Source organism: Candidatus Margulisiibacteriota bacterium (assembly GCA_041650635.1).
Lineage (GTDB): Bacteria > Margulisbacteria > WOR-1 > JAKLHX01 > JBAZKV01 > JBAZKV01.
In genome coordinates this window covers 1-21,690 of sequence record JBAZKV010000003.1, presented here as the reverse complement: position 1 = coordinate 21,690, position 21,690 = coordinate 1, and the positions used below count along the sequence as shown (strand labels likewise).

General features: G+C 50.3%; 21 protein-coding genes. 1 reads left to right on the top strand and 20 read right to left on the bottom strand.

Annotation, left to right across the window (positions count from 1 at the left end; translation table 11 throughout):
• Nucleotides 1-24 precede the first annotated feature (24 nt).
• From WC490_01085 to WC490_01035, 11 genes are read right to left on the bottom strand one after another with little or no spacing between them, the layout of a single operon-like run.
• Nucleotides 25-882, bottom strand: coding sequence for a GNVR domain-containing protein (locus tag WC490_01085; GenBank protein MFA5097203.1), 858 nt, complete (start codon nt 880-882; stop codon nt 25-27).
• A gap of 2 nt (nt 883-884) precedes the next feature.
• On the bottom strand, nt 885-1,685 hold the full coding sequence (locus tag WC490_01080; GenBank protein ID MFA5097202.1) for an SLBB domain-containing protein: 801 nt from the start codon (nt 1,683-1,685) through the stop codon (nt 885-887).
• On the bottom strand, nt 1,672-2,688 hold the full coding sequence (rfbB, locus tag WC490_01075) for a dTDP-glucose 4,6-dehydratase (GenBank protein MFA5097201.1): 1,017 nt from the start codon (nt 2,686-2,688) through the stop codon (nt 1,672-1,674). The genes WC490_01080 and rfbB overlap by 14 nt, the downstream gene beginning before the upstream one ends.
• A complete protein-coding gene (locus tag WC490_01070; protein MFA5097200.1) occupies nt 2,685-3,752 on the bottom strand; it encodes a glucose-1-phosphate thymidylyltransferase in 1,068 nt (355 codons plus the stop codon). Before WC490_01070 ends, rfbB begins: the two co-directional genes overlap by 4 nt.
• Entirely contained in the window at nt 3,749-4,462 is a 714-nt protein-coding gene (gene rph, locus WC490_01065; GenBank protein MFA5097199.1) for a ribonuclease PH, read from the bottom strand. The genes WC490_01070 and rph overlap by 4 nt, the downstream gene beginning before the upstream one ends.
• Nucleotides 4,452-4,925, bottom strand: a complete 474-nt coding sequence (locus WC490_01060; protein ID MFA5097198.1) for a hypothetical protein — start codon at nt 4,923-4,925, stop codon at nt 4,452-4,454. The genes rph and WC490_01060 overlap by 11 nt, the downstream gene beginning before the upstream one ends.
• Nucleotides 4,925-5,416: a pantetheine-phosphate adenylyltransferase gene (gene coaD, locus WC490_01055; protein MFA5097197.1), complete on the bottom strand. Its 492-nt coding sequence runs from the start codon at nt 5,414-5,416 to the stop codon at nt 4,925-4,927. The genes WC490_01060 and coaD overlap by 1 nt, the downstream gene beginning before the upstream one ends.
• A complete protein-coding gene (gene rsmD / locus WC490_01050; protein MFA5097196.1) occupies nt 5,413-5,976 on the bottom strand; it encodes a 16S rRNA (guanine(966)-N(2))-methyltransferase RsmD in 564 nt (187 codons plus the stop codon). The genes coaD and rsmD overlap by 4 nt, the downstream gene beginning before the upstream one ends.
• On the bottom strand, nt 5,976-8,054 hold the full coding sequence (gene recG, locus WC490_01045) for an ATP-dependent DNA helicase RecG (protein MFA5097195.1): 2,079 nt from the start codon (nt 8,052-8,054) through the stop codon (nt 5,976-5,978). Before recG ends, rsmD begins: the two co-directional genes overlap by 1 nt.
• Nucleotides 8,055-8,079: 25 nt before the next feature.
• A complete protein-coding gene (locus WC490_01040) occupies nt 8,080-8,331 on the bottom strand; it encodes a type II toxin-antitoxin system RelE/ParE family toxin (protein ID MFA5097194.1) in 252 nt (83 codons plus the stop codon).
• A gap of 2 nt (nt 8,332-8,333) precedes the next feature.
• Complete coding sequence (locus WC490_01035) at nt 8,334-8,540, bottom strand: hypothetical protein (GenBank protein MFA5097193.1); 207 nt, start codon at nt 8,538-8,540, stop codon at nt 8,334-8,336.
• Between the two features lie 104 nt (nt 8,541-8,644).
• On the opposite strand from WC490_01035, the gene rpmB reads away from it, so the two are divergent.
• Nucleotides 8,645-8,836 (top strand): 50S ribosomal protein L28, encoded by a 192-nt coding sequence (rpmB, locus tag WC490_01030; protein ID MFA5097192.1) that lies wholly within the window; start codon nt 8,645-8,647, stop codon nt 8,834-8,836.
• Between the two features lies 1 nt (nt 8,837).
• Here rpmB and WC490_01025 read toward each other — a convergent pair whose 3' ends face one another.
• The 9 genes from WC490_01025 to WC490_00985 form a co-directional block, all read right to left on the bottom strand.
• Nucleotides 8,838-9,326, bottom strand: coding sequence for a hypothetical protein (locus tag WC490_01025; GenBank protein MFA5097191.1), 489 nt, complete (start codon nt 9,324-9,326; stop codon nt 8,838-8,840).
• 77 nt (nt 9,327-9,403) lie between these two features.
• Nucleotides 9,404-11,449: a hydantoinase/oxoprolinase family protein gene (locus tag WC490_01020; GenBank protein MFA5097190.1), complete on the bottom strand. Its 2,046-nt coding sequence runs from the start codon at nt 11,447-11,449 to the stop codon at nt 9,404-9,406.
• Nucleotides 11,450-12,919, bottom strand: a complete 1,470-nt coding sequence (locus WC490_01015) for a hypothetical protein (GenBank protein ID MFA5097189.1) — start codon at nt 12,917-12,919, stop codon at nt 11,450-11,452.
• 9 nt (nt 12,920-12,928) lie between these two features.
• Complete coding sequence (locus tag WC490_01010) at nt 12,929-13,903, bottom strand: hypothetical protein (protein MFA5097188.1); 975 nt, start codon at nt 13,901-13,903, stop codon at nt 12,929-12,931.
• A gap of 1 nt (nt 13,904) precedes the next feature.
• Nucleotides 13,905-14,831, bottom strand: a complete 927-nt coding sequence (locus tag WC490_01005) for a PorV/PorQ family protein (GenBank protein ID MFA5097187.1) — start codon at nt 14,829-14,831, stop codon at nt 13,905-13,907.
• Between the two features lies 1 nt (nt 14,832).
• Nucleotides 14,833-15,732: a hypothetical protein gene (locus WC490_01000; GenBank protein ID MFA5097186.1), complete on the bottom strand. Its 900-nt coding sequence runs from the start codon at nt 15,730-15,732 to the stop codon at nt 14,833-14,835.
• A gap of 142 nt (nt 15,733-15,874) precedes the next feature.
• Nucleotides 15,875-20,236 (bottom strand): tail fiber domain-containing protein, encoded by a 4,362-nt coding sequence (locus WC490_00995; protein MFA5097185.1) that lies wholly within the window; start codon nt 20,234-20,236, stop codon nt 15,875-15,877.
• A 108-nt stretch (nt 20,237-20,344) separates the two neighbouring features.
• Nucleotides 20,345-20,986 (bottom strand): hypothetical protein, encoded by a 642-nt coding sequence (locus tag WC490_00990; GenBank protein MFA5097184.1) that lies wholly within the window; start codon nt 20,984-20,986, stop codon nt 20,345-20,347.
• 7 nt (nt 20,987-20,993) lie between these two features.
• Nucleotides 20,994-21,605, bottom strand: a complete 612-nt coding sequence (locus WC490_00985) for a hypothetical protein (protein MFA5097183.1) — start codon at nt 21,603-21,605, stop codon at nt 20,994-20,996.
• Nucleotides 21,606-21,690 lie beyond the last annotated feature (85 nt).

The window sequence follows — 21,690 nt, the reverse complement described above, 5'->3', positions numbered from 1 at the left end:
GGAGCCGACCTTTTAAGGTCGGGTCTACTTGCGCCTTTGGGGCATCAGATAATCAAGAAGGAAAGCCGCAAAAACAGAAACGAACAGCCCCATAATGAGGCCGATGACGGTGTTCACGCCGCGCCTGGGCGAGACCGGCGCTTCGGGCAAAAGGGCTTCTTCCACATCGGAGAACGGGGACATCTCTTTTGCGGCGTCCAGTTTAGCGGATTCAAGCTGGCCTCGCAGCATTGTGTAAACGCTGTTGAGTATTTCGACCTCGCGCTTGGCTCTCAGAACATCTACGGTTTCAACAGCCCCCTGCTGATCCGTAAGGTACATCAGGCTTTTCAATTTGTTTTCGGCAGCCGCAAGCTGCGCCTGTATTTTTGGCAGTTCAGCGGTAATATAATCGATCTTTTTCTGCGCCTCAGAATAATTGAGCTTGTTCCAGTAGATCGCCAGGGCATGTATATAAGCGTTGCTTATGAGTTGCGCCGCATTAGGATCGCGATGGCTTACGGAAATGACAAGGAACACCCCGTCAATTTTTGACTTCAATTTGCCAAGGCCGACCGGTTTTCCGTCTTTCGACAACACTGCCGCTTCCTTAGAAACATAATCGTTAACCTTTCTGCTTTCTATAAGCGCCTGTATATCCCCCAGTCCGCCCCCGGACGAACCGATGTTGATTCCCGCCAAAGCCGCAAGTCCCGCCACTGAACCGATAGAAGAAGATGATGATGATCTCATCAATATCCTTGATTTTGCCTCATACACAGGGTCCATGAAAGAAAAAGCGATAAAAGCAGCAGCGCCAAAAAGGAAAGTGATCAGTAATATCAGACTGCGCCAACGGTACAGGACCGCCAGAATGTCTTTTAGATTTATCTCGTCTTCCATCTTTACCTCGTTTTTATAAAGTTCTGCACAGTATAGTAGAGCGTTATGCCGAGCATGATAGTGTTCGCAAAGGTAGCAAAATCGTCAAAGTAGAAAAAGTTCTGCGGCACTTTAATTATGTCGCCGGAAATAATATCAATATCATGGTCTTTAATTCCTTTGTAGACAAGATCGTTGGCATTGACCTTGAATACCTCCGGAACTCCTTTTTCGTTCCTGACCACTTCCACTCCCGAAAGATTTGCCCTGCGGGTGGGACCCCCGGCAAAATTGAGATAATCCGAAAGTTGGGAGCCGGGAAGAAAAGCGAACCTGCCTGGAGCCGACACTTCGCCGTACACATAAACATAGCGCTGGGTATATGGGATAGAGATGGCGTCCCCTTCCATCCTAAGCCTGGTCACCTTGGGCTGTATCAGGACCAGGTAGGACCTGAATTTTTCCTTAAAATGCTTTCTTATCTCGGCATCTATTTTGGCCTTGGCTTCCTTTATGGATAGCCCCATGATCTCTATCACGCCGACGCTCGGAATGAACACCTCTCCCATAGGGGTGATAATGAACTTGTAATTGAGGGTCTTTGCGTTATCTCCCACAATGATGGAAAACGCAACTTCATCCCCGGGATTAAGCGTATAGGCCTTCATCTCCTCCGGAGAATACAGGTACTGCGACTGCGTACCAAAGGAACCCTGGGATGCATCCTGCGCCGCAGAGCTCAGAGGCATCATAAAAAAGGTCAGGACCAAAAGGCCTGCTGTAGGTTTAATTATCCTCTTGAACAAAAGGCTACCTCTTTTCATACCATTTCTGCCTGAATTCTTCATAGTCTTTCTGCTTGTCCTTGATCTTTTTCCACCAGTCCCTATTGTCAATATACCATTTTATGGTATCGCGTATGCCGTCAGAAAATTTTGTCTTAGCCTGCCAGCCAAAGTCCTCTTCCATCTTTTTAGGGTCGACAGCATGGCGCACCACATGGCCAGGCCTGTCTTTTACGAACTTGATGAGCGACTTCGGTTTTTTAACAGCATCAAGTATCAGCTCGGCTATCTCAAGGACCGAGAACTCCTCTCTGGAGCTGATGTTGTAGGCTTTGCCGTCGGCATTGCTTTTGCTGTGAAGCAGCAGGTCAATGGCCGTTGAGTGGTCAAGAGCGTGTATCCAGGTCCTTGTGTTCTTTCCGGTGCCGTAGGCGGGAAGCGGCTTATCCTCAAGGGCATTGGTCAAAAAGAACGGGATAAGCTTTTCCGGATACTGGTAAGGCCCGTAGTTGTTGGCGCAGCGTGAGATGACCACGGGAACGCCGTAAGTTGTATAGTATGAATAGGCCAGCCTGTCGGCGCCGGCTTTGCTTGCTGCGTACGGGCTCTTGGGATACAGCGCGTCGTCCTCAAGCGAGGGCCTGCCGGGAGCCTCGCCATAGACCTCGTCGGTAGAGATGTGTACGAATTTCTTGATGTTTGCCGCTCTTGCCGCTTCCAACAATAGATAGGTGCCGTAGACATCGGTAGAAATGAAGGAATCCGCATCCACAATTGAGCGGTCCACATGGGTTTCGGCCGCAAAATGAACAACGGCATCATGGTTGGCCATGAGGTTGCCCACTATATTCTTGTCCCTTATGTCCCCGTGAAAGAACTGGAAACTGGGATTTCCGGATAGGCCGCTTAAATTGTCAAGGTTGCCGGCATAGGTCAGGGCATCAAGCACGGTCACCTGATAATCGGGGTATTTGCCGATGAGATATCTGGTAAAGTTGCTGCCGATAAAACCGGCGCCTCCTGTTATCAATACCTTTCTCATGCCAAAACCACCTCGCTTTTGTCCCCTATTATGAACTTGTGGTCGGCAGCCTTTCCGGAGGTAGAGACTATCCTGACCCCTCGGCCGATGATGCTCTCCGTTATCTTATGGTGGACCCCGGAAATGGAGACTTCTTCCATTATTATACTATTTTCCACCTTGCTTTTTTCTATCACGACATCGCTTGAGACAGAAGTATAGGGACCTATATAGGCCTTTTTTATCAGGGTATTCCTGCCTATCACCGCGGGGCCTTCCAGGATACTGCTTTCTATCCTGGCCCCTTCTTCGATAACGACATTTCCTTTTATCTCGGAGGGCCTGTCAACGCTCCCTGTTATTTTGGACGGCAGGTCCTTAAGTATCAGCTGGTTTGCCTCAAGCAGGTCCGACGGTTTTCCCGTGTCCTTCCACCAGCCACTCACCACATGATGCTCAACCCTGTGTCCGGTCTCAAGGAGTCGGGAGATCGCATCGGTTATCTCCAGCTCGCCTCTTTTCGAAGGCTTGATAAGATCGACCGCTTCAAAGATAGTTTTGTCAAAAAGATAGACGCCGACCAGGGCAAGGTCGCTTTTTGGTTCTTTCGGCTTTTCGGTCAGCTTTACTATTTTTCCTGAGGCATCCAGCTCCGCCACGCCAAACTGCTGGGGGTCGGGTACTTTTGTCAGGAGAATAAGAGAGTTGGGCTTTTCGTACTTGAACTTAGCTACCAGTTCGGGGATGCCCTCTTTTAGCATGTTGTCGCCCAAGTACATTATGAAAGGCTCGTCTTTCATAAAGTCTCTGGATATCTTGACGGCATGTGCCAGCCCCAGCGGCTGGTCCTGCCTGATATAAGTTATGCTTATCCCCCATCTGCTGCCGTCGCCGACCTCTCTCATGACATCTTCCGCGGTGTCCCCCACTATGACCGCAAATTCTTTGATGCCCGCCGCTGCTATCGATTCTATGCCGTAAAAGATTATCGGTTTGTTGGCTATCGGCAAAAGCTGCTTGGCGCTTGTGTGGGTAAGCGGCCGCAGCCTTGAGCCTTTTCCTCCCGATAAGATAAGGGCTTTCATTTTAGAGCTTCCTTTTGAGATTCGATCAGTTCTTTGATCCCGACGGCAGCAGTCTCTATCAATTCAAGCAGTCTCTTTTTAGAAAAAGGCTCGGTTTCTGCGGTGCCCTGAACTTCAACGAGTTTTCCAGAGCCTGTCATTACAATGTTCATGTCAACAGAGGCCTGAAAATCCTCGCTGTAATTAAGGTCCAGCAGAACTTCTCCTCCAACTATGCCGGCGCTTACCGCTGCAACAAAGTCCTTTATCGGGGTTCTTTTTACCTTGCCGTCCTTAAGCAGTTTTTGGACCGCGTCATGCATCGCCACAAAACAACCGGTTATTGAGGCCGTGCGCGTTCCCCCGTCCGCCTGTATAACATCGGCATCAAGCAGGATAGTGCGCTCGCCCAGCAGTTCCAGGTCCATAACGGCGCGCAGGCTCCTGCCGATAAGACGCTGTATCTCCTGGGTCCTTCCTTTTATTCTGACGCTTGAAGACTCCCTTTTGTTCCTCTGGGATGTAGAGCCGGGAAGCATGCCGTATTCTGCCGTCACCCAACCGGAGCCGGAGCCCTTTTTGTGCGGGGGAACATTCTCTTCTATTGTGGCAGTGCAGATGACTTTGGTATCGCCCATGCACACCAGAACGGAGCCGGCAGGATGCTTGATGAATCCCCTGGTTATGCTGACGCTTCTAAGCTGAGAGTTGTTCCTTTTGTCAGTTCTCAACAGAGCTTCCCTCGGTCTCGGAAGAGGACTGCGCGCTGATCTGGCCTCCAAAGGTCTTGTTGAGGCGCAGCCTGCCGTTCTTGATGGTCCTGATTATCTTGTTGGCGTTGGCTTCAAGGCTTAAAAGGACATCATCGGCGTATTTGTTGGCGCCCCCTTTGATCTCCGCCGCGGCCTGATAGGCCTGCTGTATTATCTCCATGGCCTTGGCCTGCGCGTCCTGTCCGGACACTTCCGCGGCATCATTAACCTGCGGCATTTTTATCCTTGCGGAGGGGGCTTCCTGTCTTTCCTGAGGGGCTCTCATTGTAATGCCGGGCTCTCCCTGCAGCACCAGCCTTATCTTGTCTATGACAGCCAGGACATCGGCTTCGTTGATCAGGGTCTTTCCGGTCATCGGGATCTTTAGGCTGTCCAGGATTAGGGATTCCAGAGTGTCCAGCAGTCCCAGGATCTTGTCCATTATTTGCCCCTTTCGGTCTTTTTAATGGTCTTAAGTTCTTTGTTCACCGCAGCAGGCACCAGGTCCGACACATCCCCTCCCAGTCTTGCTATCTGCATCACCAGGCTCGAGCTTAGATAAGAATATTTATATCCTGTCATCAAAAACACGGTCTCTATCCTGGGCTGCATTTTGGCATTGGTCAAGGCCATCTGAAATTCAAATTCAAAATCCGAAACAGCCCGCAGCCCTCTAATTATAGCACAGGCCCCCTTTGAGGCCGCATAGTCCACCAGTAGCCCGTCAAAGCTCTCGACAGACACTTTTTTCATGCCGGAAACCGACTCTTTTACCATTTTCATCCTCTGCACAAAAGAGAAATTGGGCTCTTTTTCGGGATTGTGCAAGACTGCCACATAGACCTCGTCAAAGGTCTTAAGCGCCCTCTTGATTATGTCAAGATGTCCGTTGGTTATCGGGTCAAAACTGCCCGGATATACACAGATCTTCATTGTTCCATCCTGTAGAACGAGAACACCGTATCCCCGTACTTGTTCTCTCTGAATTTCTTGAGCGGTCCGTATTCGGAACTGACTTCCTGCCTTTTTGTATGCTCGGCTATTACCACGGCTTTTTCCCTTAATATAGCACTTTTTGACAGTTTTTCCAAAGTCTCTATCAGTATCTTCTGGCCGTAAGGGGCCCCTATAAAGATCACATCAAAAAGAGCCTTGTTCTTGTCCAGGACATCAACTGCCCGCAGCACATCCAGCACATAGACCTCGGCCCTGTCGGACAGGGCGCAGAGCTCCAGGTTCTCTTTTATAAAATGGACCGCTTTGCCTTCTTTTTCGCAGAACAGACACAAAGCGGCCCCGCGGGAAAGAGCCTCTATCCCCACCTGGCCGGACCCCGCGAAAAGGTCAAGAAACGCGCTGCCTTCTATGACAGGAGCAAGTATGTTGAAGAGAGCTTCCTTTGCCTGGTCAGAAAGAGGCCGTATTTTTTTGCCTCCCCCTAAAACAGCCGTTTTAAGCATTCGCCCTTTTGCCGAGCCTCCTATCACTCTCATCAGTTGATCACATCCAGTCCAAAGAATTTCCCGTACCTGCCAAACACCTCTGTCTTCAGTTCCCGGCTCTGAGGCTCTGCCAGGTCGGGGTCATTACTGATTATATCAAAAGCTGCTTTTCTTGCTTTCTCCAGCAGCTGCGCGTCGCGTATTATGTCTGCAGCCTTGAACTCAGGCAGGCCGGACTGTCTCACGCCTAAAAATTCTCCCGGCCCGCGCAGTTTAAGGTCCGCTTCGGCTATCTTGAACCCGTCGTTGGTCTCGAGCATCACTTTAACCCTTGCCTTTGACTCTTCCGAAGAGGCCTTTCCCATCAAAAAGCAGTAAGACTGCTCCGCTCCCCTGCCGATGCGGCCCCGCAATTGATGCAGCTGCGAAAGGCCGAACCGTTCCACATGTTCTATCAGCATTATGCTGGCGTTAGAAATATCGATGCCGACCTCTATCACGGTGGTGGAAACCAGGACCTGTATCTTGTTCTCTTTAAAAGCTTTCATTATCTTTTCTTTTTCTGCGGGTTTCATCCTGCCGTGCATCAGTTCAACATTATGATCGGAAAAGACCGCTTTAAGAGTGTCGCAGGTCTGCCTTGCCGCCTTAAGGTCTATTTTCTCGGATTCTTCTATCAACGGGCAGACCACATACGCCTGCCGCCCTTTGGATATTTCTTCTTCCATGAACCCGTAAAGAGATGCTCTTTTGCCCTCGCTGACATATTTGGTCATTACAGGGGTCCTGCCCGGGGGAAGTTCGTCTATAACCGAGCGGTCAAGGTCGCCGTAGATAGTGAAAGCGAGAGTCCTCGGTATGGGAGTCGCGGTCATTACAAGCAGGTCTGGATTATTGCCTTTTGCCCTTAACTGGGTCCTCTGCATCACGCCAAACCTGTGCTGCTCGTCTATCACCACAAGCCCCAGCTTAGAGTATTTGATGCTCTCCTGGATCAGCGCGTGCGTCCCCACAACAATGCACGGCCCGTCGATTGCATTGCCTTCTTCACTCTTGCTCTTAAGCCTCTTGCTCTTTTTATTCTCACCTGCAGTTATCAATTGGACCTTGATCCCCAATTTTGAGACCAATTCCTTGATCTTAAAATAATGCTGCTGGGCCAGTATTTCTGTGGGCGCCATTATCGCGGCCTGATACCCGTTGGACACTGCAGTTACGCAGGAGATAACGGCAACAATTGTTTTTCCGGAGCCGACATCCCCCTGCACCAACCGGTTCATGGGCTTACAAGACGCCATGTCCTTTTTTATCGATCCCAGGACCTTTTTCTGCGCGCCGGTCAGCTCAAATGGAAGGACAGAAAGGAATTTTGACACAAGCTCGGCCTCTGTGTCGAAAGCTATACCCTTTGTGTCCTGTCTTATCTCTTTGCGCCTAATGGCTATCGCGCTCTGCAAAAGAAAGAACTCGTTAAAGGCTATCCTTTGGCGGCATCTTTCGGCCTCTTCGGGAACCGACGGAAAATGCAGGCCTTTTACGGCCAAAGAAAATCCCATTCCAAGTTCTTTTGAGACCTGCTCGGGAAGAGGGTCCTTTACCCGTGGCAGGCACAGTTCAAGAGCCTTTTTCATGATGCGCCTTACGGTCTTTTGGTATAGCCCTGCCGTAAGAGGATATTTTGGCACTACCGCCAAAGCTTCTTCACAGCCGTCCGGCAGTTCATAGTCCTTAACTGATATTTCCAGCCCGCCTGAATAAGGGTTTATGTCCGCCCTGCCGGAAATAATGACAGCGCTGCCTTTTTTTGAATTGAGCGTTTTTTCTACGAAAGGCTGGTTGAACCAGGTGGCAAGCACAGAGCCGGAGTCATCGCTTATTACGGCCTTAACAAGGTTAAAGCCCCTGCCTGTCCTCTCGGCCCTGACGCTTTTTATAATGCCTTTTACCAGGCAGTCCTCTCCGGCAGAAAGCTTTGCCGCCGGCTGTATATTTCTGCGGTCCTCCCAGTCCCTGGGAAAATAAAAGAGCAGGTCCCTGACCGTGCTCACTCCCAATTTTGAGAACAATTTTGCCAGGCTGGGGCCGACTCCTTTGAGGTACTGGACAGGGGTGTCAAGATCTGGGGTCATGAAGTAATTTTAGCACAGGAAATACTTACCTGTAGACATCTCCCCTGTGCTTGATCCTATAAACTGCAACAACCTTTTTTGAATCATCTATCGAGTACAGAACTCTGTAATCGCCTATTCTGATCCTCCAGCCATTATGAACGAACAGCTTCTTAACTCCTGATGGTCTTGGATCAAGGCTAAGCGCGCTGATGGACTTTATGATGCGGGACAGAGTCTGCCGAGGCAGGCGGTCCATTTCTTTGTAGGCCCTGCGTTCGATAATGACTTTGTACATTATCAGCGCAGACGGCCGGCCCTTTTAAAGTGAGATGCGATCTCGCTTAGACTTTTAAAGCTCTTGGCGGAACGCTTTGCTCTTTTTAGGTCCATAGAATCTTCCATGTTCTCAAGATACTCCATAAGGCGCTCATAATCGCGCAGCGAGAAAACCACGGATTTCTTTTTCCCCTTCTTGTCCACCAGATATTCCGGATTAATATTCATCCCTCTACCTCCGGTTAAACTCTAACAAAGAATATCGATAAAATCAATAACTGCGTTGCAGCAGGCTGTCCTATATGATATATTTGTATCTGGAGAATAAAATCATGTCACGCAGATGTTTTATATGTCATAAAGGGCCGGTAACAGGCAACCGGGTCAGCCATTCCAACAGAAAGACAAAAAGGCTGTGGCTGCCAAACCTTCAAAAGCTCCGCATAATAGTCAAAGGCGTGGTCAAAAGAGAGTATGTCTGCACCAAATGTATGAAGGCCGGCAAAGTAAAAAAGGCCGTCTAATCTAGATCTGTCCCTCGCCCTTCATCTTTTCTCTCTTAAACCTTAATGTCGCGATCTCGTCCATGAATTTGATGTCAAGCTGCTTCATCACTTCGTTGTATTTGTCCAGCTTGTGCTCTTTGTCTTTGTCTATGATCTTGCGGTCCTTCATGGCGATAAGAAGTTTTCCTCTTTGTTTTTCCAGTTTTTTGCTGGCCTCGATCACTTTTTCTATCTGGGCGTCCAGATGCTCCTTGAGGAGGTTGAGGTGCTGTTTGCGCTGCATGATCTTGTCCATGCTGGAAATAGCGCCTTTCATCATTCCCTTGAGCTCGGTCGCTTTTGCTTTTTTTTCGTCCTCGATCTCTTTTTCCCGCTGTTTTTCCAGGTAGTACTCTCTCTGGGATTCGGCAAATTTCTCCTGCTCTTTCTTTTCCTTGATCTTTTTTACCTTGAGCACCGTCTCAAGGGGATAATCGAACTTTTTCCCGGGCTTTACTTCTTTTGCCATGGTTCCTCTTTGACCCGAACATGAATGTTCGGCTCCTGCCTTGCTTTCCAAGGAGCCAACCTTTTAAGGTCGGGACCCTATTCCGTTACCAGTATTATAACAACCTTATCCCCCGGGTCCAATCCCTGTGTTTCTATCGCGTAAAGGTCCAGCATCTGGGCCGCTGAGGCAAGGTTGGAAAGGTCTATTATCCTGGGACCGGCAAGGACATAAACGCCGGGAACCGTTTGGCCTCCGTCCCCGAAAGAAGAGTATTGCTCAAGGAGTTCCTTAAGCGGGCGGCCCTCAAAGGCCTGTGCGCTGCCAAACGAGAGCCTTATAACGCCTTCCCTGTCAACAACCCGCAGCGCCTGCACCTTTTTGGAAAGCAGACCGAAAAATGTCTTCTCGTCAATTGTGCCGTTAAAGACCTCGAACCAGCCGTTATCTGCGCCGTGCTCGGCAGAAGTTATCTTCATAGATGCTTCCGCGATCTTCTTCCTTTCCTCAAACGGCAGTTCCTTTTTGAGAAGGTCCCTCTTTCTAAGCTCAATAGAACCCCTGGCGCAGGCGCGCACCAGGTTCTTCTGTTTATCTATTTCTACCGTCACCTCCACACTGGCTTCAGAAGCCCCCATCCTGATAACAGAATCCCTGGCCTGGCTGCGCACCCTCAAAAGGTCGTCTTTTGAAGGGTCCACAATGTTCTTTTCTACCGTATCGCAGACCATTGCCAGAGCGGCGCCTATCGCCGACAGAACAGCGTGGTTTTCTGCTATCTTGTGGGGAAGCTTCATCATTCCTGCAGTGAACGGCACTATCGCCGCGGCTCCCCCTCCGCCGCCGATCAGAGTTATGGAATCCTTATCAAGTTTGTAATCCTTAACAAGGTCCTCCACGACCTTGACCACTTTTGAGCATGCGATGGTCAGGAGCCTTTCCGCGGAAAGCCCAAGCAGCTCCAGCGCTTTTTTCACTGCTTGCCGGCTGCCAAAAGCCCACTCCCCCTCTTTCACGATCCCAAGCGCGTTGGCCGCGCAGGTGGTTGTTACGGCTATCTTACTGCCAAGAGTATCGGCAGTTATCTCATCAGGGGATGAAAATGAAGCATATTTAAGTCCCGCTATGTGCGCGCTGCGCGGCCCCACATCAAGCATCCTGCCCTGCGAAATAACAGGCATAGAACCTCCCGCGATCCCCACAGTTCTGGAATCAAGGGTCCTTAGATACAGCTTGTGTCCGCCTATCTGCGCACTTTTTACAGCAGCCCGTCCCGCCTTTATCACTGCTATGTCGGTGCTGGTACCACCCACTTCCAGAAAGATCCCGTCCGAGATCTTCACATACAGCAAGGCCGATGCTATACCCGCAGCGGGACCGGAAAGAATGGTAAGTATCGGCCTTTTGCTCACTTCATCAATGGACATGACCCCTCCGTCGGAGCGCATTATCATAAGCGGAGCCTTTATCCCGGACTTCTTTACGCAGTCATTTGTGGCTTTTGCCGTCTCAAGCATCTTGGGAAGGATGCTCGCGTTGATGACAGCCGTTCTTGTCCTTATCCTCAGCCCGTAAAGCCCCGAGATCTCGTGGGTCCCCGTTGCGGGGATCCCCATCTTTCCGGCAGCTTCAATTACTTCTTTTTCACCCGCGGGATCATCAACAGAAAATGCCTCCGCAACAACAATGGCACCTGCGCCACGCCCCATTAATTTTTTAATTGCCACTGTGGGGGCGATTCGTGAGTCGCCCCTACGATCACCTTTTTCAACATATTCATAAAACACCTTGATCTTCTTCCCCCCGCCAAGGTCTATATCTCCGACATTTGTTTCCCCCTTGACCCTATACCCTTCGACCCCTGACCCTATTCCGATTATCCCCACTGGGCAAACATCTCCTTCAAGCAGCGCGTTCGTAGCTTGAGTTGTGCTGTGAGCAATAAAGACAACGGATAAAGGGTCTATTGAACAGGAGGAGATGAGGGTCTGAAGAGATTCTATTATACCCTGCGCGACTCCGTTAACGGAGCTGTGGGTGGTCGCAACTTTTACCTGGCCTGTAAGTTGATAAGTTGAGTTATCGAGGGCCACCGCGTGGGTAAAAGTGCCTCCGACATCTATTCCGATCCTGTAACCGGGCATTTACCGCTTGCCCTTTGTCAGCTGCGATTTGATGCTGTCGATCAGTTTTTTCAAATTAGCGTCCTTCTTGTTCAGGTTGTAAGCCTTTTCCCAGGCGGCAGAAGCGCTCTTCATGTCTCCCAGGAAGTAATAAATGGAGCCCAGCCGCTTATAGGCAAGGACATTTTCGGGATCAACAGCCAGAGCCTTTTTGCATTCCTCTATGGCAAGATTGTATTCGCCAAAATGGAAGTACTTAAGGGCGTTGCCCAGCGAATCCTTTATCCTTTCCATATCGCTTGGAGTAAGCGCCGCCTGTTTGGGCTTTTCAAGAGGTTTCTTTGCCGCCGCTTCCTTTGTAGGCTGGGAAACAGGGCCTTCTTCAACCTCCTTAAGGAGCTGGGTCACTCTGTCATTGGCAGGCGATGATCTTTGAGCTATCACCAGTTTCTCGTAAGCATCGGCCAGATTTCCTTTGTTGAGATCGCTCTGCGCTGAATCTATCCAGGCCTTAAGCCATTTGCTGAAGTCGGCTTCGACATATTTTTCTTTGGAAAGCGACGGAATGACCAGCTTGACAGAAAAGAACTGCGTGGTATTGCCGGGGACCTGGCTGTCCGAAAGATACGCGTAATCAAATCCAAACCCGCTCATTTCTATTCCCAGCCCCATGGTAAAGTTCATGGAAGTGGCGTCCCCGGCCGGGACCTGTTCTATCCCGCCTCTTAAGGAAAACATCTGGTTCTGCCTTAATTCCATTCCTGCCTTAATTAAAAAAGGAGACCCGGGCGAATTGATGAGGTCCAGCAAAAGCTCCATGTTCTTTCTGGGCCTGTAAGAAACTCCCATCTTGATCTCCTGCAAGGGTTCATCAGCATAACCGTTGCTCCACAACATACGGCCCGACAGCAGGTTCGAAACGCTGAGCCCCAGCGACATATCGGAGCTCCTGTCATATACCAGTCCGGCATCTACCACCAGTTTTGACCCTGTTCCGCCCGACACTCCCTGAGCATTCTCTCCCTCATATCTGAGCCTGGAACCGTATTTCCACTGGTCGTTGAACCTGTCGGCATAAGTAAAGAACAGTGTATTGCCGGAATAATCAAACGACCGGGTGCTTGCCACTCTTCCCGATGCCTCTCTTGTTGTTTCATAAAAACCCGCTGAACTTTCCCACATTACACCGAGCCCTATAACACCCCTCGGCAAAGGTATGGCACAGCCGAACGAAGAATAACTAAAATCCCCCCCCAGCTTTGTTGAAAGCGAGGACATCTCAAAAGAGACGGCTTCCGATATCCCCGCCGGGTTGTAGAACAGTGTACCAATGTCGTTCTGAGCCGCTGTGTAGGCCCTTCCCATCGATATAGGCCTGGCGCTGTTGCCGGTAAGCCACATTTCCGCCGCGGGCAGCTCGCCGCCGCACAAAAACAGCGTAAGCGCCGTCAGAAAAATTGCAGTCAGCCCTTTATGGACTAAAACCCTCATTTTTTGTGCTTATCTGCTCCTCAAAAGCATAAGTTTTGCCTTCCCCAGTAGTGTGCCCGATGCCGTTACTACCGCAACATACGCACCGTTGCGCAGGTTTGACCCCGAAACGCTGCTGCCGTCCCATTCGATCTCGTTATAGCCGCTTCGGGCGCCCGCGCTGCCTGACAAATATTCCTTCTTTACCGCCACCATTCCGGCATCATCGATAATGTACACGCTTATGTCGCAATCCATCGAAAGAGAATATGCTATTACAGCATTTCCCTGGGATGGATCGAACGGGTTTGGATAACAGAGGGGGCTTCCGGCAAGGACCGGCGTATCGCCTTTTACCTGAAGGTTCCTGATAGAATCCTGGTATACCGAACCGTCCGAATCAACTGCTTTTGCCCCGATCTCGTGCCTTCCTGAGCTTAAGGAACTTTTTGCTGTATAAGTAAAAACGGTATACCCCGAACCTTCCTCTCTGCTGTCATGGACATAAAAAGTCCCGTCTATCACGGCTCCGCACTGGGCAGTGTCAAGAGCAACAGAGTGATCTATCCTGAACTTGATCGCCGGCCTGCTCGAGATGAGGTCCCCGTCGCTTGGCTGCGAATCGTTGATCTCGATATAAGACATTGTCTTTTTTGCGCCGAGATTGACAGCCACTGTTTCAATCCCGTCGTCATTTCTGGCCTTGACCGTGAAACTATAAGCGGAGCCGGATGCAAGCCCCGTACAAACCCAGGAGGTATCGGTGATCCATCCCGAATTAGACATCGTGGTGATGTTTTCACACAGATATTCTGTTCCCGACGGATTGCCGTTGGTCCCCCAGGACGCGGTCATCGAAGCCCTGGCAATGCCGGTAACAGGCTTGGGCGAAGGCGGGTTGGCAAGTAGTCCCAAGGATTTTGTCTGTGCCAGACCTCCCGCGTCCGAAAACAGCACGACCACCGCGATCAAAAAGACCCCGCAAACAATGATCATTCTTTTCATGTTACAGCACCGAAAAAGAGACAAAATGCGCAGCATTCATAGAGCTCTCCTGGTACAGCCTGTAAGAGTAATCAAAACGGAAAGAGTCAAGGGTAAGGCCTATGCCGGCGGCCAGATTGTTGACCAGAGAAGAAGAAGCGCTGATCGACTGGTCGAGTCCCGCGCGTAAAGTAAGATATTTGCTGTACCTGTATTCGACACCCGCGTGCATCGGGGCCGGAAGAGAGCCTGAAGCGGGAACATCGCAGTCTGCCGCAAGAAGCAGCTTGCTGTCAAACAGCCGTTTTGCGGCCCCTATCTTTAGGACCGAAGGCAGGCTGTCCACAGCCCCCGTATCCCATGAGATCCCGCTGCCGAGCAGATTCTGGGCGTTGGCCGCAAAGCTGAGCCCGTCTTCGTAGTCCAGTTTTATACCCAGGTCCGCGTTCACCCCTGAGCCGTGCTTGTTGACAGTGTCGGTGAATCCTTTGGCAAAATATTTCACATTGACCCCGGCCCTTAAAAGCCCGCCGCCGAAGCGGACGGGACCGCGCAGGGAATAGGAAAGGAGAAAAAGCCTGTCATAATAGTCAAAATAAGTGATTGAAGTAGGCCCCGGCGACGGGATCTGCCCCGTACCGGTGGAAATAAAGCCAAAGCCAAGGCTCCCGAAATTGAAAGGATTGGAAGCTCCGAACAGCACATAATTGAGTTCTCCGTCAAACAGCGATGTGTACATGCTGGTGAACTGGAACCTGTCCGCCTGTCCAAGTCCGGCCGGATTCAGGAAAAGAGAGTTTATGTCGTCTGAAACAGCAACGAATGCTTTGCCCATGCCCATGGGACGGGCCCCCGCGCCTATTTTTGTAATGTCCTCTGTATAGCTTTGCGCCAGCGCCGTGGCGCCTAAAAGCAATAACACCAGGAACAAGAAAGCCGCTTTTTTCATGTTATTTCTTTCTTCGCCTTAAGATGCCGTAATATCTTCCCAGCCCCGCCAGTCCCGCCATTCCCATAAGGGCCAAAGATATCAAAAGCGCCAGGTCGGGCCCTTTGCCCGGAGTAGCCGCGCCGGAGCGCCTTAAGACCGCTATTTTCCCTTTTGACAGGACCTTTCCTGTGGGCCGCTCTATCAGTCTGGCAAAGTAGATCCCGCTGCCGGCCCCTCGGCTGAACGAATCAACACCGTCCCATTCTATGCTGTTAGTTCCTGCCTTACCCCCGTTGGAGCCTGAAGCAAAGTCGCGCCGATAGACGAGTTCCGCCGAAATGTTGAAAAGATACAGGGATGTATCAGAATCCTTTTCCAGTTCAAAGATAAGCGAAGCCCGGCCTGCTAAAGGATCGAAAGGATTTGGATAGCAGATCAGGAGCCCGGCCGAGGCCCAGGTCATGATCTCAAAACCTTCTTTGAGCTCTCCTTTTGAACCGTCGGGGTTTTCCACGACCACGTCCCACCTGCCCTTTTTCTTGCCTGTCAGGTCTATCCTGCACGACATAAGCGAACCCGACACAAAACTAACTTCTGAAGCCTCCACAGGGGTCTCCCCGTCAAGAACAAGTTTTACTGAGGCGCCGGCGCTAAACCCGTCGCCGTTTATCTCCGAAATGCTTATAACACCCGAATTATACCCGTAAGACGGAGTTATCGATGCCACATTGACAGGGGACATGACCGCCGAGGTTCCTATTCCGCCGTCAAGGATATAGCTTTTCCCTGTCAGAGTGTTCTTTGCCCTGCCGGACAGCGATCCCGAAAGCTTGAAGCTCCGGGAAAGCCGCTCCTCCGCCCCGGTGCTCGAGAGCCTGCCCGATGACATATATGCCGCCAGCGCGGTTGAATTGACCATGACAAATAATATTATCCACGCAATTATGCGCTTCAAAAGTAAGCACCCCGGTAATTCGTATTAACAGTTCTATTATTTGTTATATATCAAACAATGTCAATAGACAAAAGAGCCCTTGAGGATGGTCAGGCGCAGAGGCGGGTCAGTACAGTACGGCCCATTTTGAAGATGCGTAGTCCACCACAGTAATGCAATCCCACTGATTAAGGTGTTTTACCGGTTGGCCGTCTATGGTATCTGCCGTAAACGGCATGACCGATACAGCGCCGGCATTGACATTTTTAACATAAAGCTTTCTTCCCGAACCCGTAGCTTGGGGAAGGGTCACTGTTAAAGGAGATCCGGAATCACAGATGACAGCCTCGTCTGTGGCCGACAAGCGGCAGTCCGAGGTCTTGACCGAAACGGTCATTTTTTGCCTGCCGATGCTGTTTGCCTGCTCCTTAACGGCTTTTAGAAGGACCACGGACAATTTTGCATAATCAACGCCTTCCACCTGGCCTTTTGAATTGTAGGTGACAAGTTCAGGGAAGACTTTTTCCACATCCTCCGCTATCAGCCCAAAATCTTCTTTGCCCGGAGTGGCCGTGCTCTCGTTCCATTTAAACCTGACCGGGGACAGCTTTCCAAGGTCGGACATATCCCGGTCATAATCCCTTATGTCCGTCTTATACCTTTTGCTTGAAGAAAGTTTGACCACCCGGTTTGAACCTGTAAGGTAAAGAGCCGTGCCAGTGCCGCTGCCAAGGCCTGTCAGGTCCACATCCGCCCCTGTTGCCCTTAATCCACCCGCCACATCAAGTTTGTATGAGGGATTGTTTATGCCGATGCCTATGTTCCCGGTACTTATGGTTGTTCCGGTCCCGGCAATATTTGTTCCAAAAATAATGTTGCCTATCGTCATTTGAGAATTCCCCGTATTGGAGGGTGCATCAATATTGTAGCCGATCACAATATTCTGAGAACCTGTTGTGACCTGATCTCCCGCTCTATAACCGAGGAATGTATTAGAATTCCCCGTGGTATCCCTGCCTGCCTCATATCCGAACGCGGCATTATTTGTCGCAGTAACACTTAAGTAAAGAGCCCTATAGCCAAAAGCACTGTTGTAGCGGCCTGTCGTATTGGAATAAAGAGCCCTGTAGCCAAAAGCGTTGTTGTTGCTCGCTGTGTTTTGGCTCAAAGCCTGGTGTCCCACGGCAGTATTGTAGTTTCCGGTCTGATTGTAATTTAGAGCCGCATAGCCAAGCGCGGTGTTGCTATCTCCGCTTGTATTGCTATTGAGCGCTACGCCGCCAACAGCAACATTGTTAATGCCCTCGGTATTATTAAAAAGCGCGTAATAACCAACAGCAGTATTGCGGATCCCCGTAGTGTTGTTATAAAGCGCCCTTCTCCCGATAGCGGTCTGGTAGTATCCCGAAGTATTGCTGTAGAGAGCCTCCGACCCAACAGCAACATTATCAACGCCCCCGCTGTTGCTGTACATAGCCCTATAGCCCATTGCCGTATTATGGCTTTTTTCAGAGTTGCTGGCCAAAGCCTCTCTTCCAAAAGCTGAGTTACCGGCTCCCGTGGTATTGTCAACCAGCGCTCCATACCCGCTTGCAGTATTGCTTATCCCCGATGTATTGGAATAAAGTGCCGCGCTTCCTATTGCCGTGTTATATCCGCCTGTAGTAGTAAAAGCAAGGGCATTATAGCCCAAACCAGTATTATGGTAGGCTGAGGTATTTGAATAAAGTGCTTTCGTTCCAGCGGCTGTATTGGCAACTCCCGTTACATTTGAATACAGCGTCTGGTAACCTATAGAGGTATTATAGTTCCCTGTGGTCGCAGAATAGAGAGATTGATATCCCACCGCCGTGTTGTAAGTGCCTCCTGAAAGATTGCTTTTTCCGGCTTGCAATCCCAGAAAAGTGCTGTAATTGCTGTCCTTAAAATTGATCAGGTCCCTGACCTGGATAAGGTTGTTGGGAGACCTTGTCCCAATGCCAAGGCGTTTATTTGATGCGTCAAAATACACGCTTCCTGCTTCTCCCGACAAAACAGGAGTACTTCTTTTATAAAATATCAGGGCTCCATCGTTAATATCCTCATCATTATCGATTATCGCAAAGGAAGAAGCATTTGTTCCTCCCTTTGCTATCGGAAGCACACCGGTTACATCATCGGACAAAGAAACCTGTCCCCATACGGGAGCCCCGGAAGTTACCCCTTTTAATACAGCTCCGGTTGTACCCGCCGCCGTTGCCGCCAGAGAACTCGTAGTTGTAGCATATACCAGAGCATACCTTGTATAGCTGTCCGGATAATACAGGTTTGACCACACCGGAGCACCCGAAGTAACCCCTTTCAAAAGCTTTCCTGCTGCACCCGCCGAAGTAGCAGTAAGCGAAGAAGTTGTCGAAGCATAAACCAGACCGTATTGCGTAAAAGTCCCTACACTGGTTCCGCCTCTTACTACGGGCAGTATCCCTGTCATATCAGTTTCAAGAGACAACTGCCCCCAGACAGGAGCAGAAGAAGTGACTCCTTTCAATACCGCTCCCGACGTCCCCGCTGCGGTAGCAGCCAGAGAACTCGTTGTTGTAGCATACACCAGAGCGTACCTTGTATAGCTGTCCGGGTAATACAGGTTTGACCACACCGGAGCACTCGAAGTAACCCCTTTCAAAAGTTTTCCTGTTGCTCCTGCCGATGTGGCAGCCAGAGAACTCGTTGTTGTAGCATACACCAGAGCGTACCTTGTATAGCTGTCCGGGTAATACAGGTTTGACCACACCGGAGCTCCCGAAGTAACACCTTTCAAAAGCTTTCCTGTTGAGCCCGCCACAGTGGAGGAAAGTGATGAAGTTGTATCGGCATAGGCTACCCCGTATTGGGTAAAAGTTCCCAGACTTATACCTGTAAGCCCTGCTCCGCTGCCGTAGAAAGTAGTTGCCCAGATCTTTCCGGTCGAGGCTTCGGTGGAAGCTCCCGAGCCGAACTTGAAATTGCCCGAGGCATCCACCGAAGCTATTATCGTCCCGGAACTATTCTGCCATTCCGTCAGATCTGCCGACTGCGAATCATAGGCCTTGACTATCAAACCCTTTGTGTCCGCAGAACCGGTCTGGACCTCAAGTTTTGAACCCGGAGCACTTGCCCCTACGCCAATGTTACCGGATTGTTTAATTATAAAACGATCATCATTGGTGCCTGTCGCTGCTGTAAATTTCAAATCACCGGCTATATAATCAGAGTGTATGTTCCATGAATGGCTTCCCTGGTCATATAGCTTTACAGAAGGATTGAATCCGGATACATGAAGCCTGATCTCAGAATAAGAACTTTTAACGGACAACTCCGAAGCTGGCGTCCCCGTACCGATGCCGAGCCTCTTATTCGTAACATCATAAAACAGATTTGTAGCTTCGCCCGATAAAGTGCCACTTGAATTAAACTGGACCGCCCCCTCCCCGCCCGCGGGAGTGGCAGAAACACCGGTAAGCCCCGCTCCGCTGCCGTAAAAAGCTTCGGCTGTGACCTTTCCTGAAGTATTGATGCTGAAGCTTCCATCAACAGAGCTTGCCAGTTTAGGCCCCGTCACCGCTCCGCTTGCTATCTCTGCTGTTGCAACCGCTCCGGCCGCAATAGTTGGATTTGGATATGTGCCGGAAAGAGAGCCTCCAGCCGCTCCCGAAGGCGTAACATTGGTAAGTTCGGAACCGTCCCCGTAATATTTGCCGGTGGCAGCTTCTATAGAGGCTCCTGCGGAACCGATGGCAAGGTCCCCGCTGAAAGAGGAATTGCCTGAACCTGAAAGAACTAGTTCTTCAAAGGTTCCCGCGCCGGTAGTGTTAATGCTAAAACTTCCGGTAAGTGCGTCTGCCAGTTTAGGTCCCGTTACCGCTCCGCTTGCTATCTCTGCTGTTGCAACCGCTCCGGCCGCTATAGTTGGATTTGGATATGTGCCCGAAAGCGAGCCTCCAGCGGCTCCCGAAGGCGTCACATTGGTAAGTTCGGAACCATCCCCGTAATACTTGCCCGTGGAGGCCTCTATTGAGGCTCCGGCGGAACCGATAGACAGATTGCCTCCCACACTGGAATCACCCGAGCCGGTAAGCAAAAGGTCCCCCGCTACTTCAAGAGTGGCAGTAGGAGCTCCCGTGCCTATTCCAAGGCGTTTGTTGGTGCTGTCAAAGAAAAAGTTAGTAGCCTCTCCCGACAAAGAACCTCCTGCGTTAAATTGAACCGCCCCGCTGTCGCCTCCAGGAGTAACGCTTACGCCTTCCCAGGTAAGAACACCGGACCCCGTGTTCTTGAGAAAAGTGTTGGTTTCCCCCTGCAGAGACGGCCAGGTGTAAGACTGGCTGTTAAAAGTGGTCTGGCCGGACACTTCAAAGGTGCCGGGGACCTTTTCGGGGTAAGTGGAATCTGCTCCCCCGAGCTGCACAGCCCTTGAGGCCGCTGCGGTAAGAAGCAAAAATAGAATAAAATAGACCGGCAAAAGTTTTTTCATATCACACTATCATTTCGGCTGTCTGCGATGCCCCTCTATATATAACAAGCACAACTAATAATATACTATCGGCGCATAATAATTGCAAGGTTTTTGCCTTTTTCACCTTCATCTTATAGTAGCGTTCCTCCAGGTAGAGTTGCGAAGGCGGGTGACCGGAGGAGTGGCTTCGGTATAATAAACCGTCATGCGGACATGGTCGATGTATATAGTTTCACTCGATCCTCCGCCGCCCCTTTGTTTTTCAACCTCAGCAAATATCCCGTTTATTGTTGCCCCTGCAGGAATAGAGAACCCAAAATTTGTCGCCCTAAGGTAATGAGTTATATTCTCAGCATAATCTTCCTTAATTGAATAAGCGGAAATTACTACGCCAAAATCGGCGTCATTAATTTTGTCGGCATCCCAACTTTCACCCCATAAATCGGCAGGACCGCCGTAAGAGGCGTATGTGTCCGTTCGATATACCCAATAATCCGACGCCGCTTTGTTCGCAGAACCTATGGATCCGTCAGACTTAACAATTTGCACATACTTATCTCTTGTATTCGCTCTGTAATTATTAAGGACTGTTGTCGCATAAATACCATCACTCACCTTACTATTATTAGGATTTGCCCACGATTCAGTTCCTACGACAGCATCATCTGCTGCTGTGCCGGGTGAATTAGGCCCCTGCGACGCGCCAAAACAGGGGGCGGCAAACACAAGCATTACGGCAAGGCCTAGGGCACAAGGAACATATTTCACTTTGTTTTCACCTTATGACCGCTCCTTTGAGCACCGCGTTGCGCAGCGAGGTGGGCGGGGGCGGCTCAGTGTAGTACACTGTGATCCTAACATGGTCTACTAACGCCAGCACTGAAGGTATCCAATCCTTGTGAACGGTCGCGCTTAGCGCGACCCCGAACATGGAACCGTTTATATCTGACGCAGTCCATGATCCTCCCCAAAGATCATCAGAGCCTCCGTAAGGAATGTAGGTGGACACCGTCGGCCAGTGGGTGGTATCGGGTCTGGCTTTATCGCTGCCCGTCAGGCTGTCGGCCTTGACTAATCTTATGGATTTGTCCACTACCCAGTTTTCTGCATCATCATAAATGGTTTTTTGCTTGATCTCGACAAGAATGCCGTCTATAATAGCTCCGCTAGGTATGCCAAAACCAAATCCTTTGCATTTTGCATAGGCCCCATTATCGTTGCGGGCAAAGACATCGTCCTCGATCTTCATCTCTTCTGCCATGGGCCAATCACCCCAGAACTCTTCTTCTACGGTATCCGGCGAATACGGACCCTGTGACGCCGCAAAAGAGGAAGAAACAACCACTGACACGGTCAGGAGCAATACCGTTAGTATTTTTCTTGGCATAATTACGGAACACCCGCTGCAGGATTTGTAAGCTGCAGCTTGATCCGTCCTAGAACTTAGGCGCGTTGACATCTATCCAGTCGGA

Coding starts and splice junctions, on each gene's coding strand:
- coaD (MFA5097197.1), bottom strand. CDS start 5,416: ATGAAGATCTGTGTATATCCGGGCAGTTTTGACCCGATAACCAACGGA.
- rfbB (MFA5097201.1), bottom strand. CDS start 2,688: ATGAGAAAGGTATTGATAACAGGAGGCGCCGGTTTTATCGGCAGCAAC.
- WC490_01035 (MFA5097193.1), bottom strand. CDS start 8,540: ATGAATATTAATCCGGAATATCTGGTGGACAAGAAGGGGAAAAAGAAA.
- WC490_01040 (MFA5097194.1), bottom strand. CDS start 8,331: ATGTACAAAGTCATTATCGAACGCAGGGCCTACAAAGAAATGGACCGC.
- WC490_00985 (MFA5097183.1), bottom strand. CDS start 21,605: ATGCCAAGAAAAATACTAACGGTATTGCTCCTGACCGTGTCAGTGGTT.
- WC490_01020 (MFA5097190.1), bottom strand. CDS start 11,449: ATGCCCGGTTACAGGATCGGAATAGATGTCGGAGGCACTTTTACCCAC.
- WC490_01085 (MFA5097203.1), bottom strand. CDS start 882: ATGGAAGACGAGATAAATCTAAAAGACATTCTGGCGGTCCTGTACCGT.
- WC490_01060 (MFA5097198.1), bottom strand. CDS start 4,925: ATGGACAAGATCCTGGGACTGCTGGACACTCTGGAATCCCTAATCCTG.
- WC490_01080 (MFA5097202.1), bottom strand. CDS start 1,685: ATGAAAAGAGGTAGCCTTTTGTTCAAGAGGATAATTAAACCTACAGCA.
- WC490_01000 (MFA5097186.1), bottom strand. CDS start 15,732: ATGGTCAATTCAACCGCGCTGGCGGCATATATGTCATCGGGCAGGCTC.
- WC490_01005 (MFA5097187.1), bottom strand. CDS start 14,831: ATGAAAAAAGCGGCTTTCTTGTTCCTGGTGTTATTGCTTTTAGGCGCC.
- WC490_01025 (MFA5097191.1), bottom strand. CDS start 9,326: ATGGCAAAAGAAGTAAAGCCCGGGAAAAAGTTCGATTATCCCCTTGAG.
- WC490_01070 (MFA5097200.1), bottom strand. CDS start 3,752: ATGAAAGCCCTTATCTTATCGGGAGGAAAAGGCTCAAGGCTGCGGCCG.
- WC490_01015 (MFA5097189.1), bottom strand. CDS start 12,919: ATGAGGGTTTTAGTCCATAAAGGGCTGACTGCAATTTTTCTGACGGCG.
- rsmD (MFA5097196.1), bottom strand. CDS start 5,976: ATGAGAGTGATAGGAGGCTCGGCAAAAGGGCGAATGCTTAAAACGGCT.
- rpmB (MFA5097192.1), top strand. CDS start 8,645: ATGTCACGCAGATGTTTTATATGTCATAAAGGGCCGGTAACAGGCAAC.
- recG (MFA5097195.1), bottom strand. CDS start 8,054: ATGACCCCAGATCTTGACACCCCTGTCCAGTACCTCAAAGGAGTCGGC.
- WC490_00995 (MFA5097185.1), bottom strand. CDS start 20,236: ATGAAAAAACTTTTGCCGGTCTATTTTATTCTATTTTTGCTTCTTACC.
- WC490_01010 (MFA5097188.1), bottom strand. CDS start 13,903: ATGAAAAGAATGATCATTGTTTGCGGGGTCTTTTTGATCGCGGTGGTC.